The 16,606-nt window shown below is 48.4% G+C and carries 12 protein-coding genes; 6 read left to right on the top strand and 6 right to left on the bottom strand.

Features of this window, described 5'->3' with window-relative positions; genetic code table 11:
• Nucleotides 1-16 precede the first annotated feature (16 nt).
• The 4 genes from LQ567_RS14595 to LQ567_RS14580 all read right to left on the bottom strand — a co-directional run bounded on the left by LQ567_RS14595 (nucleotide 17) and on the right by LQ567_RS14580 (nucleotide 5,443).
• On the bottom strand, nucleotides 17-622 hold the full coding sequence (locus LQ567_RS14595) for a hypothetical protein (protein ID WP_231005261.1): 606 nt from the start codon (nucleotides 620-622) through the stop codon (nucleotides 17-19).
• 4 nt (nucleotides 623-626) lie between these two features.
• Nucleotides 627-1,502 carry an ion transporter gene (locus LQ567_RS14590; RefSeq protein ID WP_231005260.1) on the bottom strand — a complete coding sequence of 292 codons (876 nt, stop codon included), beginning with the start codon at nucleotides 1,500-1,502 and terminating at the stop codon, nucleotides 627-629.
• 175 nt (nucleotides 1,503-1,677) lie between these two features.
• Complete coding sequence (gene alaS / locus LQ567_RS14585) at nucleotides 1,678-4,302, bottom strand: alanine--tRNA ligase (protein ID WP_231005259.1); 2,625 nt, start codon at nucleotides 4,300-4,302, stop codon at nucleotides 1,678-1,680.
• Nucleotides 4,303-4,543: 241 nt separating this feature from the next.
• Nucleotides 4,544-5,443 (bottom strand): hypothetical protein, encoded by a 900-nt coding sequence (locus LQ567_RS14580; RefSeq protein WP_231005258.1) that lies wholly within the window; start codon nucleotides 5,441-5,443, stop codon nucleotides 4,544-4,546.
• A 387-nt stretch (nucleotides 5,444-5,830) separates the two neighbouring features.
• Between LQ567_RS14580 and LQ567_RS14575 the strand changes: the two genes are divergently transcribed.
• From LQ567_RS14575 to LQ567_RS14565, 3 genes are all read left to right on the top strand, one after another.
• A complete protein-coding gene (locus tag LQ567_RS14575; RefSeq protein ID WP_231005257.1) occupies nucleotides 5,831-6,292 on the top strand; it encodes a methylglyoxal synthase in 462 nt (153 codons plus the stop codon).
• Between the two features lie 249 nt (nucleotides 6,293-6,541).
• On the top strand, nucleotides 6,542-8,581 hold the full coding sequence (gene uvrB / locus LQ567_RS14570; protein ID WP_231005256.1) for an excinuclease ABC subunit UvrB: 2,040 nt from the start codon (nucleotides 6,542-6,544) through the stop codon (nucleotides 8,579-8,581).
• A gap of 415 nt (nucleotides 8,582-8,996) precedes the next feature.
• Nucleotides 8,997-9,401 (top strand): DoxX family protein, encoded by a 405-nt coding sequence (locus tag LQ567_RS14565; RefSeq protein WP_231005255.1) that lies wholly within the window; start codon nucleotides 8,997-8,999, stop codon nucleotides 9,399-9,401.
• Nucleotides 9,402-9,468: 67 nt separating this feature from the next.
• On the opposite strand, the gene LQ567_RS14560 is transcribed toward LQ567_RS14565, so the two are convergent.
• A complete protein-coding gene (locus tag LQ567_RS14560) occupies nucleotides 9,469-10,032 on the bottom strand; it encodes a hypothetical protein (RefSeq protein WP_231005254.1) in 564 nt (187 codons plus the stop codon).
• Between the two features lie 397 nt (nucleotides 10,033-10,429).
• On the opposite strand from LQ567_RS14560, the gene LQ567_RS14555 reads away from it, so the two are divergent.
• Together LQ567_RS14555 and LQ567_RS14550 are read left to right on the top strand one after the other, a co-directional pair.
• Entirely contained in the window at nucleotides 10,430-12,874 is a 2,445-nt protein-coding gene (locus LQ567_RS14555; RefSeq protein ID WP_231005253.1) for a glycoside hydrolase family 9 protein, read from the top strand.
• A gap of 182 nt (nucleotides 12,875-13,056) precedes the next feature.
• On the top strand, nucleotides 13,057-13,473 hold the full coding sequence (locus LQ567_RS14550; RefSeq protein ID WP_231005252.1) for a hypothetical protein: 417 nt from the start codon (nucleotides 13,057-13,059) through the stop codon (nucleotides 13,471-13,473).
• Between the two features lie 41 nt (nucleotides 13,474-13,514).
• Here LQ567_RS14550 and LQ567_RS14545 read toward each other — a convergent pair whose 3' ends face one another.
• Nucleotides 13,515-15,557, bottom strand: coding sequence for an OmpA family protein (locus LQ567_RS14545; protein ID WP_231005251.1), 2,043 nt, complete (start codon nucleotides 15,555-15,557; stop codon nucleotides 13,515-13,517).
• Between the two features lie 179 nt (nucleotides 15,558-15,736).
• Between LQ567_RS14545 and LQ567_RS14540 the strand changes: the two genes are divergently transcribed.
• A complete protein-coding gene (locus LQ567_RS14540) occupies nucleotides 15,737-16,411 on the top strand; it encodes a TapB family protein (protein WP_231005250.1) in 675 nt (224 codons plus the stop codon).
• The last annotated feature ends 195 nt before the right edge of the window (nucleotides 16,412-16,606 follow it).

Below are 16,606 nucleotides of genomic sequence, written 5' to 3'. Positions count from 1 at the left end.
AAGACATTCGGAAATGTTAAAGTTTATTACCGCGCGGGTCGTTTTTGTTGTTCCGCAAGGTTCGTTGCTGATCGGCAAGCATTTTCAGATATCCCCAACATCCAAAAAAAAGCGCGACTGCAAATAAAATGCAAATGGCGATTACCCAAAAAGGTTGCTGTTTTTGACCCGAAAAATGGAGGTATACGGCATAACACAGCACGGAAAACATAAAGAGCATGGCCATCGGAATGAGGAACCAGGCCAGGAGCTGCCTGCCCACGGCTGCAAACCGCCGGGTATTGCGCCCCAGGGCAAAGGCAATGCCCCAGCTCATGATGTAAAACATACCCAATACCATTACAAAACAACCACCCACCGTTATCCATTCTAAAAAGCCGCCAGACCGTGTCCCTGTAATGCCCTGGTAAATACGCTGGGACAAAAGCGGCAAAAAAACAATCACAAACAGAAACAGTATAAAACAGATGGTGGCTATATACGCCACACCGGCGCATCCGGGTTTAACACCGGGACTGGTTCTTTTAATAAATTTAACAGCGATAAAAACGGCTGCCAGCATTGCGCCGATGAGTGCCCAACCAAAAGGTGTTAGCTGCGCCAGGATTATTGCAGGTTCCATGGGATCAATCGGTTTTAAGAGGCTCCCCACAATTTCTGCAATAAAGGGCGTCCGATCCATGTCCGCCCACATGGCAGTGCGGACAACGTTTTCCCCGGTTCCGTTTTTCTTCCTGGATCACGGAGGCCGACATGATGCCGGTGGGAACGGCAATGATGGAATAGCCCAGGATCATGATAAAAGAGGCAATGACCTTTCCAAGGGCGGTTGCCGGGGCTACATCTCCATAGCCCACAGTAGTAATGGTTACAATGGCCCAGTAAATGCTTTGCGGAATGGAATGAAATCCGGGGTTATGCTGGAACTCTACTACGTACATCAGGGAGCCGAGGAAGATGGCCAGCAGCACAACGAAAAAAAGAAATACAATGATCTTCCGGAACCCCCGGATGAGCGCGAACATCAGCACCCGGCTTTCATCCAGGAACCTGACCATCCGGAAAATGCGGAAGATCCGCAGTAGCCGGAAGCTGCGCACGATCATGAACACATGCCATTGCGGGTAGAAGAACTCCATATAAGAAGGCAGAATGGCCAGCAGGTCGATGATACCATAGAAGCTGGTGGCATACCGTTTTGCGGAGCGTACACAATAAAGCCGCAGCAGGTATTCGATGGAGAACAACACCAGGAAAAAATAATCCAGTATCCTGAAAAGTGTTGCGTGTTTTACCGCAAGGGACTCCACGCTTTCCAGCATTAAAAGGGCAATATTGGAAAGAATGAGCATAAACAGTCCGATATCAAAGATCTTCCCGGCCGTAGTGGTAGCCTGGAAAATGGTGATATAGAGCCATTCCCGGAAGGTTCCTTTTTCATCAGGCCGGTTCTGGTCCTGTACCACATCGGGTCTGTCTGGAATGAGCCGGAATAGAGACATATTCCAAATATAGCAAATCGGGGATTTTTTTATTGTTACAGGTCGGTGGGGGCTTAAAAATTTTAGCCGCGGATGCGCAGATTGCTATCAATCTGTGCATCCGCGGCAATTTTAATCAGAATAATAGCGAACAAACCCTTTTACCGGACTTTTGCTATAATTTAATAGCAAGGCATCAAAGCAATGCTTTCACCGCATGGATCACCTGATCCAGGTTACCCGCTTCCTGTCCGCCCGCCGTAGCCAGGGTTTTTTGTCCGCCGCCACCGCCTTTGATAATGGGTGCTACCTGTTGTTTGATGATCTGTCCTGCATCCAGGCCTTTTGCGGCTACCACCGTGTCGGCAATGGCAACGGCTACGGAGGCTTTGCCCCCGATATTGGCACAGAGCACCACCACAAAATCGCGCAGGTGATTCTTCAGATCGCCGCAGAGTTTCTTTAATGCGTCCGGGTTGCTCACTTCCACGATATCGCCGATAAAATTCACCTGGTTGATGATTTCATCTTTTTGCAGGAGACTGTTGCGGATGCCTACCAGCTCTTTGGCTTCCAGTCGCTCCACTTTCTTTTCCAGTGCGGCCTTATCGGTGATTAATTTTTCGATCGCTTTTAAAGGATTGGCGGCTTTCAGCAATTCGCCCACCTGTTTGTATTCGGCTACTTTTTCACTCAGGTAGCGGAAGGCTGCAGGACCGGTCAATGCTTCGATCCGGCGTACACCCGCTGCCACGGCAGATTCCGAAGTGATCAGGAACAAGCCGATCATGCCCGTTTGCGGTACATGGGTGCCCCCGCAAAGCTCCACAGAGAAATTGGGGTCGATGGTCACCACGCGTACCGTATCTCCATATTTTTCACCGAAAAGTGCCATGGCGCCCAGTTTAAGGGCTTCCTCCTTGGGCATTTCCTTAATGACCACCGGGACGTTTGCCCGGATCTTTTCATTCACGATCATTTCCACCTGGCGGATCTCTTCGTCGGTAATTTTGGCAAAATGCGATACATCAAAACGCAATACATCCGGTGAAACCAGCGAACCTTTCTGGTTCACATGCGCGCCCAGTACCTGTTTTAATGCGGCATGCAACAGGTGGGTGGCCGTATGATTATACGTGGTATTCAACCGCTTTTCAAAATCTACAATAGCGGTGGTTTCCCCGCTGATAGTAGCAGGCAGTTTATCAACAAACTGGATGATCAGGTCATTCTCCTTTTTGGTATCTGTAACCGGGATCACTTCATCGCCAAACTGCAGACTGCCGGTATCGCCCACCTGTCCGCCACTTTCGGCATAGAAGGGAGTGGTTTCCAGCACCAGCTGATATTGTTCTTTATTTTTGGCTTTTACCCTCCGGTATTTGGTCACCCGGGTAGGAACATTCAAATCTTCGTAGCCCACAAAGGTCACCGGCACTTCCTCATGCACCAGCTGCCAGTCTTCCGTATCCACCGCTGTGGCGGCACGGCTGCGGTTTTTTTGCTGTTGCATCTCGGCTTCAAAACCGGCTTCATCAATGGTGATATTATTTTCCGAGGCGATGAGGCGCGTTAAGTCAATCGGGAAACCGTAGGTATCATAGAGTTCAAAAGCGTCCTTACCGGCGATCGTTCCTGCAGATTTTCCGCGAATAGGGTTCATCAACTCATCCATGCGTTTCAGTCCTTTCTCCAGGGTACGCAGGAAGGAATCTTCCTCTTCTTTAATGACCTTGGTCACAAATGCTTCCTGCTGCTTGAGTTCCGGAAACACATGTTCAAACTGGTTCGCAATGACAGCAACCAGCTGGTTCAGCAGCGGCTGTTTATAATCCAGGTAGGAGTAATAATAACGTACGGCCCGGCGCAGGATCCGGCGGATCACATAACCTGCACCTGTGCTGGCCGGCAGTTGCCCGTCGGCAATGGTAAAGCTGATGGCCCGGATATGATCTGAAAGTACCCGGAATGCAATGGCCTCCCGGCTGTCGCTGAAATCATATTTTTTACCGGTGATCGTTTCAATGGCTGCAATGGTGCCGCTGAAAACATCGGTATCATAGTTAGATGTTTTTTGCTGAAGTACCCGTACCAGGCGCTCAAAGCCCATACCGGTATCCACATGTTTGGCGGGCAGGGGTTGCAGGCTTCCGTCCTTCAGGCGGTTGAACTGGATGAATACATTGTTCCAGATCTCGATCACCTGGGGATGGTCGGCATTCACCAGAGTCTTGCCATCCACCTGCTGCCGTTCTTCGTCCGGCCGGCAATCCACATGGATCTCCGAACAGGGGCCGCAGGGACCGGTATCGCCCATTTCCCAGAAATTATCTTTTTTCTTTCCTCGGATAATGCGGTCTTCGCTGATCCATTTTTTCCATTCCGTTGCGGCTTCTTCATCATAAGGCAGTCCTTCTTTTTCATCGCCCTCAAAAACGGAGACATATAAACGGTCTTTTGGTATGTTCAATACTTCGGTCAGCAGTTCCCAGCTCCAGGCAATAGCTTCTTTTTTAAAGTAATCGCCAAAGCTCCAGTTGCCCAGCATCTCAAACATGGTATGGTGGTAGGTATCTACCCCCACTTCCTCCAGGTCGTTGTGTTTACCGCTCACACGCAGGCATTTCTGGGTATCCGCAACCCTCGGAAACGGACTTTGTTTGTTCCCAAGGAAATAATCCTTAAACTGGTTCATCCCCGCGTTGGTAAACATCAGGGTAGGATCATTCTTTACTACAATAGGAGCAGAGGGTACGATTTCATGCCCTTTACTTTTAAAAAAATCTAAAAAAGCCTGCCGGATCTCGGTACTGGTCATCATATAAAAATCACCGTAATTAAGGCGGTGGGCTGCAAATTTAGTTGATTCAGGGCGTATAAAGACTGCCGCAGATTCGCAGATTATTGGAATGCGCTTAATGGCTAAGTCATCTGATATAAAAATCCGCGCATCTGCGGCGACCGTTGGAGAAATATTGGAGATGCCGCTGATTCGCAAATTGGAATGTATTTAGCAGCCAAGCCATCGGGTATAAAAATCAGCGCATCTGCAGCTTTTATATCTACTTCCGTCCCTCGAACGGGTAAAACGATAATCCCAGCGACAACAGGAACTTCCGGGAGCGTAGATCCCTGTTTTCATACACCGTAGGCGGCGCGTCTTCATTGGATTTGGAGCTGAGCGGGTTGGTGGCAAAGTTCATACCCACATCAAATTTCATCCAGGTAACATTGGGGAATCCCGCCTGGAAAAGCAGGCTGGGCTCAAAAAACACTTTGTTTTTATTGGGCAGGGTATTGTACCCTACGCGGGCCTGTTCATCCTCCGTATAATTGGTGCTGATATTGTTGGTGGTCATGAGTGAAAACTGTGGTGCCACCGACAAACGGGCATTGTCGGAAAAAAAGAAATTAAAGGAAGGGGTGATATGGTATTTTACGAAATTATAATCGTAGTACCGGTTGCGTTCCGTGGGGCTGCCCTTATCGGTGGATTTGGAAGCGCCAAAACCGGCACCGAAGATCCCGTTAAAGTAAACCTTATGCGATGGGCCCATGGCGGTATAAAAACCGGCGCCCACGTCGATCATGGAGCGGGTATAGTTTATTTTGCTGGATCCGTTTGCATCTAAAAGATCATCATCATTGAAACGGTCTTTCTCAAACCGGCGCATGCCGGCCACCTGGATCATAAAATGATCGGTAACGGCAACGGCCGCCTGTACATCAAAACCAAGATTTTTATCCATTTTATCCTTGCTGCTGCTGTCAAGATCCACATTACTGAAAAGGTTATTAGGGTTGGCTGCAAAGGCACCGCTCAGTTTAAAATCGCCCTGCTGGCGGAAAAATGAAGCATTGTAAACGGCAGGGTTATGAATATACCGGGGATTGGTACTGCTGCAGGAAGCCAGGAATAAAAGCGCCAGGATGGCTGCAATCGGATAAAAAGGTACGCGCATGGTTTACATTTTATGGGCTAAAATTATGAGTTTTTAACCAATCGGGCTTTGGCGGGCGAAATAGAAGGTTTATCGGGGGCATAAAAATTTTTTGCGACTACGGGGCGTCCTTCACGGCTTCTTTGCGCTTTGCGGTTACATTTTACCGCGAAGGATCTGCGAAGGCGCAATGGGATCGTTAATGAATAGCTCCGCGACCCTTACAAAAAACCTTGCGAACCTCGCGAAAACCTTGCGCCCTTCGCGGTAAATAAAACTACAAAGAGCAGGATCGGTCTGCACTAAAACAAGCCTCCTCCAAAGGTTCTCCTGCGGTAAAAAAATATAGAAATGCGAAAAAGTTTTATGCACCCGGTTTATCTATCTTTAGATCCTTAAAATACGACAATGGAACGGATACTGGGAGCCCGGAAGCGGATTGCGCTGGTGGCGCATGATCATAAAAAAGATGAGTTACTACACTGGGTGATAACGAATAAAGAAAAACTGGCCGCTCATACCTTATTTGCTACCGGAACAACCGGTACCATCCTGGAGCAGGCCCTGCAATTGCCTATTCAAAAACTGCTCAGCGGTCCGCTGGGTGGTGATCAGCAGATCGGCGCTATGATTGCCGAGGATAAGCTGGACATCCTGATCTTTTTCTGGGATCCCATGGAAGCCCAGCCCCACGACCCGGATGTAAAGGCCCTGCTGCGGTTATCGGCCACTTACAACCTGCCTGTAGCCTGTAATGCCGCCACTGCCGATTTTATGTTTGCAGCTCCGTTTATGATACAGGAATACAAGGCATTACAAACAGATTATTCGACGTATCTGAAACGGAAATTGCCGGAAGGCAGCATATAGCTGATGTGGGGTTTGTCTACTAGGAGACAATGCGACTCATGCGACAATCATCGTCCCCCAGGTCTCCCTGTCACCCGAAAATTGCAATGTGCTATTGGTTGCGGTGTTTTGGCAACAATACGATTTCGGATATGTTAAATAACTGGTTTTTTACATGAAGCATTTTAAAAAGCGTTATTTTTTTAACTTGTGTCCTTAAAGAGATCGAATCTCGAATCTCAAGTCTCGAATCTCAAATCTCAATTCTACATGCCTTTCAACCTAAATATCCCCTTCCCGCCCGCCGGTGATCAGCCGGAAGCCATCCGCCAGTTAACGGAGGGGCTCCTGGCAGGGGAACCCTATCAGACCTTACTGGGTGTTACCGGTAGCGGTAAAACCTATACCATGGCCAATGTGATCCAGAATGTACAGCGGCCCACGCTCATCATCACCCATAACAAAACCCTGGTAGCCCAGCTGTATGGTGAGTTCCGCCAGTTCTTCCCGGATAATGCGGTGGAATATTTTGTATCCTATTACGATTATTACCAGCCCGAAGCCTATATGCCGGTGAGTGATACCTATATTGAAAAGGATCTGGCCATCAACGAAGAGCTGGATAAACTCCGCCTGCGGGCCACCACCAGTTTGCTCAGCGGTCGCCGGGACATCATCGTAGTAGCATCCGTAAGTTGCATTTATGGTATGGGTAACCCCACGGATTATGAGAACGGGATCATCCGGATCGACAAGGGGCAAACCCTTTCCCGCCAGGGTTTTTTGCACGCGCTGGTGAATTCATTATACACCCGTACCACGCTGGATTTTACCCGGGGTAGTTTTCGCGTGAAAGGGGATACGGTGGATATCAACCTGCCCTACCTCGACTTTGGTTACCGGGTGACCTTCTTTGGAGATGAGATCGAACAGATCGAGAGCATTGATGTCAATACCGGCAAACGCATCGCCAAGATGGAGAATGCGGCCATCTTCCCGGCCAATCTCTATGTAGCCCCCAAGGATATGATCAACCAGGTGCTGTTTGAGATACAGGACGAGATGACGGCCCAGGTGGAATATTTTAAACAACAGAATAAACTGATCGAGGCGCAGCGCCTGAAGGAGCGCGTGGAATATGATGTGGAGATGATCCGGGAGCTGGGTTATTGTAATGGCGTGGAGAACTATTCCCGCTTCTTCGACCGGCGTAACCCGGGTACAAGACCTTTCTGCCTGCTGGATTATTTTCCGAAGGACTATATTACCATTATTGATGAAAGTCACCAGACCATGCCGCAGATCAGCGGGATGTATGGGGGCGACCGCAGCCGGAAGCTGATCCTGGTAGATTACGGGTTCCGCCTGCCTTCGGCCATGGATAACCGTCCGCTGAATTTTCATGAATTTGAGAACCTGCAAAACCAGATGGTCTTTGTTTCGGCCACGCCGGATAAATACGAACTGGAAAAGACCGGCGGGGTGATCGTGGAACAGGTGGTGCGTCCAACCGGCCTGCTGGATCCGCCCATTGAAGTGCGGCCCAGCATCAACCAGATCGATGACCTGCTGGATGAAATCGATAAAACGGTTAAGAAAGGCGATCGCGTACTGGTGACTACCCTTACCAAGCGCATGGCGGAGGAAATGGATAAATACCTGCACCGAATCAACATCAAGTCCAAGTACATCCACAGCGAGGTGGATACGCTGGACCGGGTGGAGATCCTGCGCCAGTTACGTTTGGGCGAAATTGATGTACTGGTGGGGGTAAACCTTTTAAGAGAAGGCCTGGATCTTCCGGAAGTAAGCCTGGTAGCGATCCTGGATGCGGATAAGGAAGGCTTTTTAAGAAATGAAAAATCACTGACGCAGACCGCAGGCCGCGCCGCGCGGAACGTAGATGGTCGCGTGATCTTTTATGCCGATGTAATGACCGGCAGCATGCAGCGCACCATCGATGAAACGATGCGGAGAAGGGAAAAGCAGATCGAGTATAATATTGAGCACAATATTACCCCCCGCACCGTAAAGAAATCAAAAGAGCAGGTGTTCAAACAAACCTCGGTGCTGGATATCAAAGGCTTTGATGAAAAGGATAAATATGCCATCAGCTTCGACCAGGACATGATCACCGTAGCAGCTGAAGACCCGGCAGAATATAAGACCATCCCGCAAATGGAAAAGGCCGTAGCCCGGGTGAAGAAGGAAATGGAAAAAGCCGCCAAGGACCTCGACTTTATGGAAGCCGCACGGTTAAGAGATGAGATGTTTAAAATGCAGAAAGAGCTGGAGGAGATGAAGCGGTAGAAGGCTGATTGGAAAATAGGAATTAAAACTTTTTTGATCTTTATTGGCCTGGCTTCAGCGCTTATGGCAGCTTCGTTGTAGCTTGTCCGCCGTGGCGGATCACTCACTTCAGCACCTCAATACAGGACGGCAAATTACCTACCGGGGATCGGGCGACTGAAGAGACAGGGAGTAATTGTTCATCTTCGTGGCTGCTCATTAAGGCCAAGTCCCCCAAGTCTCCCCTTCCCCTTGAGTTTTTAATTTATGTTGTAACATCAATGTGTCTATGACATAATATTCTTTCGTCACCCTGACCGCATTCCGCTGAAAGCGGAAGGAGTGGAAGGGTCTCTTATGATATGCTACGGAGTGGCAGTCCGGAGTGTAAATAAGACCACGAAATACAATATATTACCTCTTAAAAACCATAAAAATGCTAAGCAATACCTTTCTGCTGCGGTTTGCCGTATCCATTATTTTACTCGTGCACAGTGTGCCGGGCATGTTCGATGGTGGCGTTACTGGATTTGGATCTTATTTAAATGAAAGCGGCTGGTCGCCCTGCGGCGTACCCCTTGCCTGGCTTATTAAACTATCCCATATCGGGGCCGCCGTATGCCTGCTTGCCAATAAATGGATCCGCATTGCCGGTGGTGTAACCATTTTTATATTGATCATGGGTATCATCATGGTACATTATAAAGAAGGGTGGTTTGTGGTAGGCGGTGGGCGAAATGGCATGGAGTTTAACTTCCTGCTGATCTTCGTATTGCTGGCAATTATGTTCCCGCGGGGGGTCGACAGCTCTAAGTCAGAGAATAAAAAAACGGTCGCATAACCGGAAGGTGCGGTTAAGTAAGTATTGTTAAAGTTAGGGCTGTTGCGCTGTAAGAACCTGCCAGTGTTTACTGAGCCCTTTTGTAGCGATCGCCTCCGTTACCTTCAACAAACAAATACAGGGAATCCCCGTTCGCTGTTAAATCAATCTGGTGAAAGATCTTATATCTTTGAAGCGATTCATTAAAATAGACACCAACGACCTGTTTGCCGCGAATAAGGGTATCAACAATCCGGTACGTTCCGGAATCCGCAGAGGATGGATTGACGGATGATCCATATGTAACGGATTTGTAGCGGAAGTCGTCATAGAACGTCATTTTTTTCCTGGTACCGAAGGTGTTTTCCGGCGTAAAAATAAAAGGTGAATGATCAATATAGCTCAGCAGCCAATCCCAATTACCCGCCAGTATTTTGTTATTGTTATTGCTGTTGCTGCCGCTGTTATTGATTGAAGGAGGGTTTTGTATTGTGGTATCTTCAACCGGAGCCAGAGGTTCCTTTTCTTTTTTAGAACAGGCCGTGGCAGTAAACAACATGAGCAAAAATGGTAGATAGATTATTCTCATAACTGATAGCTTTATATGTAAAAATACTAATATATTTAATATTTCAGTACAAAAGGCGGCCACGCCCGCATAATTTTTCCGTTACCCCGTCTTATACCATTGGGTAAACAGCTTTTTCTTGATAAGTACAGGAAGCGGCTTACATTGCAACACAACGCTGAATTATTTTTTGCCTAACTTTAAATACCCGGCCCGTGTTGCCATTGCCGGGGCTTTTATAGATGTTCGTTATACAGAGAAGAAATGTTCCGGTTAATAAAATAGAGGCCGTATCAAAAGTTGTTTTGTGGCGCATTGTCATTGAGTCCTTTTTTTTAAATCATCCTGAACTATGTGCATGATTTATAGATGCCGGATAGAAGCCGAAACAATCCCGATTGATTGGGACAGCTTGACATTGTTCGGTATGATAAACGATACGTTGATTCAGTTGCTATATAAAATTTTTTAAACCCAAGCCATGAACCCGATCCTTAAACCATTGCTTGCCACAGCGGTATTCGGTCCCCTTATGCTGTTGGCTCAAACGGATCCCAAACTAAAACAGGAGTTGCTCCAGACCGGCTATATCCATCAAAGCCTGTTGCCGTTAGATGAGTCAAAAGCCTTTGAAACCTTTGGTATTAAAAAGAAAGTGTTGAATACCGTTATGCTTTGTGATATGGAAGACCTCAATGTTTGGACGCACAAGGGCATCGGCAGCATTCGCCAAACGGCCGAGCGGAGTAAATCCGGCAAGTACAGTCTGCGGCTGGCAGCACCGGCTACATCGCCCAAGCTGCCGGATTGGGGACTGGGCAGGGGTACCTGCCTGGCTTCCTTTAATGTGGGTGGCGCCAACTGGGAAAAATACAACCGGCTTAAATTTTATATCTATCCTGATTGTGAAGGGGCAAGAAGCATTTACCTGAATCTGTATGTAGAAAATGACGGTGTTACAAAAGTTCCGGATAAATATGAACGGGAAGGCTATCACGAGATCAATCTGAAAAACGGCCAGTGGAACGAATGCTTTGTGGAAATGACGGGCCTGGCGCGGGATAAGGTGACCAAAATTTCCTTTGCTATTGAAACCTTTGGCAAGGAGCTGACCATGGGCGATTCGCTGCAATTTGATGTGGATGCTGTGGAACTGCAAACCGTAGATAATCCCGAGACCGTGCGGGGATGGACACCGGCCCGCGACCGGATCATTTTTTCCACGAGTGGTTACCGGATTAATAGCGAGAAGTCTGCCATCATCAATGTAACGGCTAACCCGGGAACTTTCCAGGTAAAAGATGCACAAACAGGGCGCATTGTTTATACCGGTAAGATCCGCGAGCAAAAAAACGGCATCGGCACTTTCCGGACCGCTGATTTTTCGGATCTGAAAACAGAAGGACAATACATCCTGCATGCCGGGGCAGTACAAACCCTGCCGTTTTATATTCACAAAGATGTATGGGAAAACTCCGTATGGCGCATGATCAATTTCCTGTATGCCGAACGCTGCGGCTACCCGGTGCCGGGTAAGCACGGGGCCTGTCATACCGATCTGCATGCGGATTTTGAAGGAAAAAGCATTCCCATCAACGGCGGCTGGCACGATGCGGCCGATATGTCGCAGCAAACCCTGCAAACCGGCGAGATCTCCTTATCGCTGTTTGAAATGGCGGCAAAGGCAAAAGCGCGCAACAATGTACAGCTTTATAACCGGCTGATGGAAGAGGCCCTCTGGGGAATGGATTTTGTGATGCGTTCCCGGCTGGGCAACGGCTACCGCGCGCAGACCTGGGGCACCAACCTGTGGACCGATCGGGCTATCGGCACCATTGATGACACCGCCCGCCGTTCCGTGCTGGTGTTTAACGGGGCACTGGAAAATTTCCTGCTTGCCGGTATCGAAGCTTATGCGTCGCAGATGATCCATAATGATGACGCATTAAAACAAAACCTCCGGAAGATCGCCATTGAAGATTTTGGCTTTGCCCTCGACCGGTTTGAAAAGCTGGGCTATGCAGAGCTGAATAAAAAAGGTGGCGGTCATGCGGGAATGGCTTCTCAAAGTCAGTATATGGCCAATATATCATGGGCCGCCAGTATATTGTACCAGCTCACCGGCGAAAAGAAATATGCAGACGAAGCGGTGAAGGCCATTCAATATACGCTGCAATGTCAGCGTACCGAACCCTTAAAAGATAAAGACGGACTAAGCGGTTTCTTTTACCGCGACCTGGACAAGCGCTCCATTGTGCATTACAATCACCAGTCGCGGGACTATGCTTATATGGAAGCGCTGGCGGCACTCTGCGAAACCCAGCCCAAACATGTGGATTACGGAAAGTGGATCAACGCCATGACTTTATATGGCACCTATTTGAAAAAGATCATGCAATATGTACAACCCTATGGCATGGTGCCCAGTGGCGTGTACCACCGGGATGAGGTAAAAGATTCCGCCAATTTCTATGCCGTGCAGGTGGGCGTACGGAGCGGCGGCGGTCCTGATTACAAGGAGCAGTATGAGAACGGGATCCGGCTGGATGAGGAGCACCGGCTCCGTATTTTTCCGGTCTGGTACTCATTCAGGGGAAATGGTGCTGTAAGTCTTTCAACAGGAAAAGCGGCGGCCATCTGCGGGCGGGTCTTAAAAGATAAGGCGCTGATGGATATTGCCGAAGAGCAGCTGTTCTGGATCGTGGGTAAAAATCCCTTCGGACAATCATTGATCTATGGCGAAGGCAGTAACTATCCCCAGTTATATACGGCCCTCCCGGGTGAAACGGTGGGCGCCATACCAGTGGGGATGCAGTCTTATTTTAACGAAGACCGGCCTTACTGGACACAGTTCAATACGGCTACTTATAAAGAGGTTTGGGGCGCTCCTGCCGCAAGGTGGTTGATGCTGGTAGCGGAGTTTTAGTGTATTGGAGCCGCAGATGCGCAGATTTGAAGGATCGATCTATGCGTTGTTTTGATGATTCGAACAAAGGGTTAATCAGCGAATTTGCGGCTGCACGGTCTATACACCTACCTGGTATACTGGTTTTGCGGTTTTTGATCAGAACATTTATCCTATTTTGCAATGGCAAATATTCTTCCTTTATGCAGATCATCTTATCCGGAGTTATCATTGACATGGAATTACATGCCATTCACATTCACAATGATGAACCATTGTGGAAGTTGTTGAGCAAGGATCCGGAACAACATACGGAGTTGCTGGTGGAAGAAATTTTGCGGGCCTATGAAGCACAATTCCATCGAAAACTGGAAATAACCCCTGATTCATTTATTGTTGAGATCTGGGGACATGTATATGTAGACCAGTTTGCGGATTATATCGCCCGGTTAACCGATCTGAAACTGGTAAAAAAACTGCTGCATCCCGTTCAAAAATACTGCGCAGTGATCGATTGCGGCGAGAAAGACCACGACAATAACCGCTGGTTCTGGGACCTGCTGGCGCCATTAAAGGCAACCATCGGAGGATGGTTGCCGGGGAGCGAAAAGACCTGTTAGGTCTGCCCGATCGCGGTTAAGACCTAACAGGTTTTGATGGGTTACTCCAGCACCTTTATTTCCGTACGCCGATTCAATTGATGTTGTTCCTCGCTGCAGGGTACATCATTGCCGCAATCATTCAACAACCGGCTTTCTCCATAACCTTTAGCCTTTAGCCGGTCTGCTGCAATACCCCGGCTTACCAGGTAGCGCACCGCTGATTCTGCTCGTTTACGCGAAAGGGTCATGTTAAATGCATCACCACCCCGGCTGTCCGTATGTGATGAAAGTTCAATTTTAACGGTTGGATTCTCCTCCAGGGTTTTTACCAGGTTGTCCAGCACGGCAGCAGCATCCGGGCGAATGTCCCATTTATTATAATCGTAATAGATATCTTTTAATACAATAGAAGCATCTTTCTTCAGTTCCATCACTTCCAGCGCCAGGTTTACATAAATTACCTCACTCCGGTTCAGGCCCTTCGTGGTCACCTTTTCCCGGTTGGAAAAATAGCCCTTGTTCTGGGCAATGACGTTGTAATCCGTTCGCTGGTCCAGCTGATAATAAAAACGGCCAATGGAATCGGAGGTCTTTTGCTCGGCGCTGCCGCGGGTGACATTGGTGAGCGAGGTCTGGATAAACGGAATCGGTTCCATATCGGCCTTATTGATCGTCTTGCCCGCCAGCGTAAACCGGATATCATTATGGATCAGTTCCCGGTAGATGGTTGCCGGAGGGGCAGAAAAATCGGTAACCGCAACCGCAGCTTCCGTGGTTTTGATACCATTCTTGATACCGGTGATCTTATAATTGCCGGCTGCCAGCGCCCTTTGTAAGGGTATGCTGCCATCTTCCCGGGTCATGGTTTCTATAACAGATTCATCGCCCTCTTTTTCAATCCGGATATTTACGCCATCCAGCGGTTTACCGGTAGGTTTATCGATCACTTTTACAGCCAGGTTCTTATCGGCAGCTGGTTGCGCCGGTACAATCACGGGAGGATCATTGACGGGGACCGGCCGTTTTTTGCCCATCCAGATCTTTACGCCCAGGCTGGCACTTAAAAAGCCGAGGTTCTTTTTTTCCATATAAGGCTGTGTAAAAGTGTATTTATCGGAATAGCGCAGGTCCCGCTCGGAAGCCGCATCTGTTTTATAAAGACTGATACTGCCGCTTACAGTACCGGTAGATGTCGCCTGCCCTTTCATTTCCGGGGAAGGGATGTACCAATAATCGACACCGGCCGACAACGAAACCTTGGGGGAAAAGAAAAACTCCAGGCTGGCTCCCCCGCGGGCGAGGAACTGCATTTTATTTTTTTCTTTAATATCTGCCGGATTGGCGGAGCCATCGGCTTTATAGGCATCATAAAAAGCGCTGGTCATGCCATACTTTTCATAATTGCCCTCCACATTTGCGGTAGCCGTGCCTACTGTTGGGCTTCCGATGGCCACTTCATTAACAGGGGCACTGGACACCAGGGTATTGTTATAACTGTAGGTATATCGATCCGGAGACGCTCCATTTCCCTTCAGGTAATAATAGCCAAAACGATTCATGGAAATACCTCCTTGCGCGTAAACCGAACCCTGCAGCTTTTGTCGTCCAAACCAGAGACGGGGGCCGGTGAGTGCATAATATCCCTTAAAATCTTTAACGGCGCTTACCTGCTGTGTGCTTTCGGGAAATGTAAAATAATCGTTCTTTGCCTGACCAGAGTCCAGCGCATTTTTAAACTGACCGGAATTGCCCATTCCCCGCAGTACCTCTTCAGCAGTGGCGGTAAAACGGTTCATTTCCGGGTGATTTCTTTTAATATTGAGCATACCAACGGCCAGCTCCCACCCAAAAGCGTTCTTTCGCCAACCGCCGTTCACTTCCGCAAACATTCCATTGCCCAGGTGGTAAAGGGGATTGTCCCAAAGGGATTTGTTTTTTAAAAGATAGCCCCCGCGCAGCCCGGCATAAAATCCTGTTTGGTATAAAGGATAACCGGGGTCATCGGTGCTGGCAGTGCTGGTAACAACATCATCTTGTGCAATAACCACCTGCATGGCGGCCAGCAGGCAGACAAAGGAAAGCAGTAAAGATCTTTTTTTCATGGTAGTTTGAATAATATAAAAATGGTTATAGTAGCCAGATTTGCGGTAAATATAGATGAAAAGCCGCATGTATAAAAACCTGTAGCCAATGCATGGCGTTTATGGCTCCCTTATTTTAGCGATAGGGGTACCGCAGCGGAAAGGGTAGCTTTACCGCTTAATGCTCAAACAACAGAAATATGAAAACAAAATGGGTATGGATACTGATCCTGCTGGTGGTACATAAAAGCGCTTCCGCCCAATGCGGGTATTATTTTTTTCAGAAGAATAAGACGGTCACCATTGGGATCTTTAATAAAAAAGGAAGCTCCGACGGCAAAGTGGTATATAAAACGACGGAGGTAACGGCCGGTGGAGGCGGCAGTACCGCGGCATTGCGTTCGGAGGTATTTGACCGTAAAGACAAATCCCTGGCGGTATCTTCCGGTACCGTTCAATGCAAGGGCGGCGTCCTGATGATGGATATGAAAATGATGATGGCACCGCAGCAGAGTGGACAAATGCAATCGACCGAAGCCAGTGCCAAAGGCATGTACCTGGAATACCCTTCATCGCTCAGTGTTGGACAGGACCTGAAAGACGGCAGTTTTGAAATGGACATGAAAATGGCTACGGGTATCCCGGCATCTGTATCCCTGGATATTACGGACCGCCATGTGGAGGCAAAGGAAAAGGTGACCACTCCTGCCGGAACCTGGGATGCCTATAAGATCACGTACCAGTCGAAAACACTGATCAACATGGGTTTTGGAGTACCCTTTAAAATGGAAATGACGGAATGGTTCGTGCCGGGATTCGGCGTGGTGCGCACGGAGTCCAAATACGGCAAAACAGAATTGATTTCCATTGAATAGCTGAACCTCGTTACGCCTTTCTTTTTTCCGCAGATTGCGTAGATGAAACGCAGAGGTGGAAGTCATCCGCGAAGACCCGAGGGGAAAAGTCTGCGGGAATCAACGGAACGCCCGCATACCGGGAATAAAATAATTGTACGCCGCTGATGCACAGATTAACCGCGTGGATACCGTTTACAGATCCTTTTAATTTAC

Origin of the sequence: Niabella pedocola (genome assembly GCF_021044425.1) — a bacterium.
Classification (GTDB): Bacteria; Bacteroidota; Bacteroidia; order Chitinophagales; family Chitinophagaceae; genus Niabella; species Niabella pedocola.
Note: the sequence above shows the minus strand (reverse complement) of the source record. Positions and strands in the feature narration are given on the sequence as shown.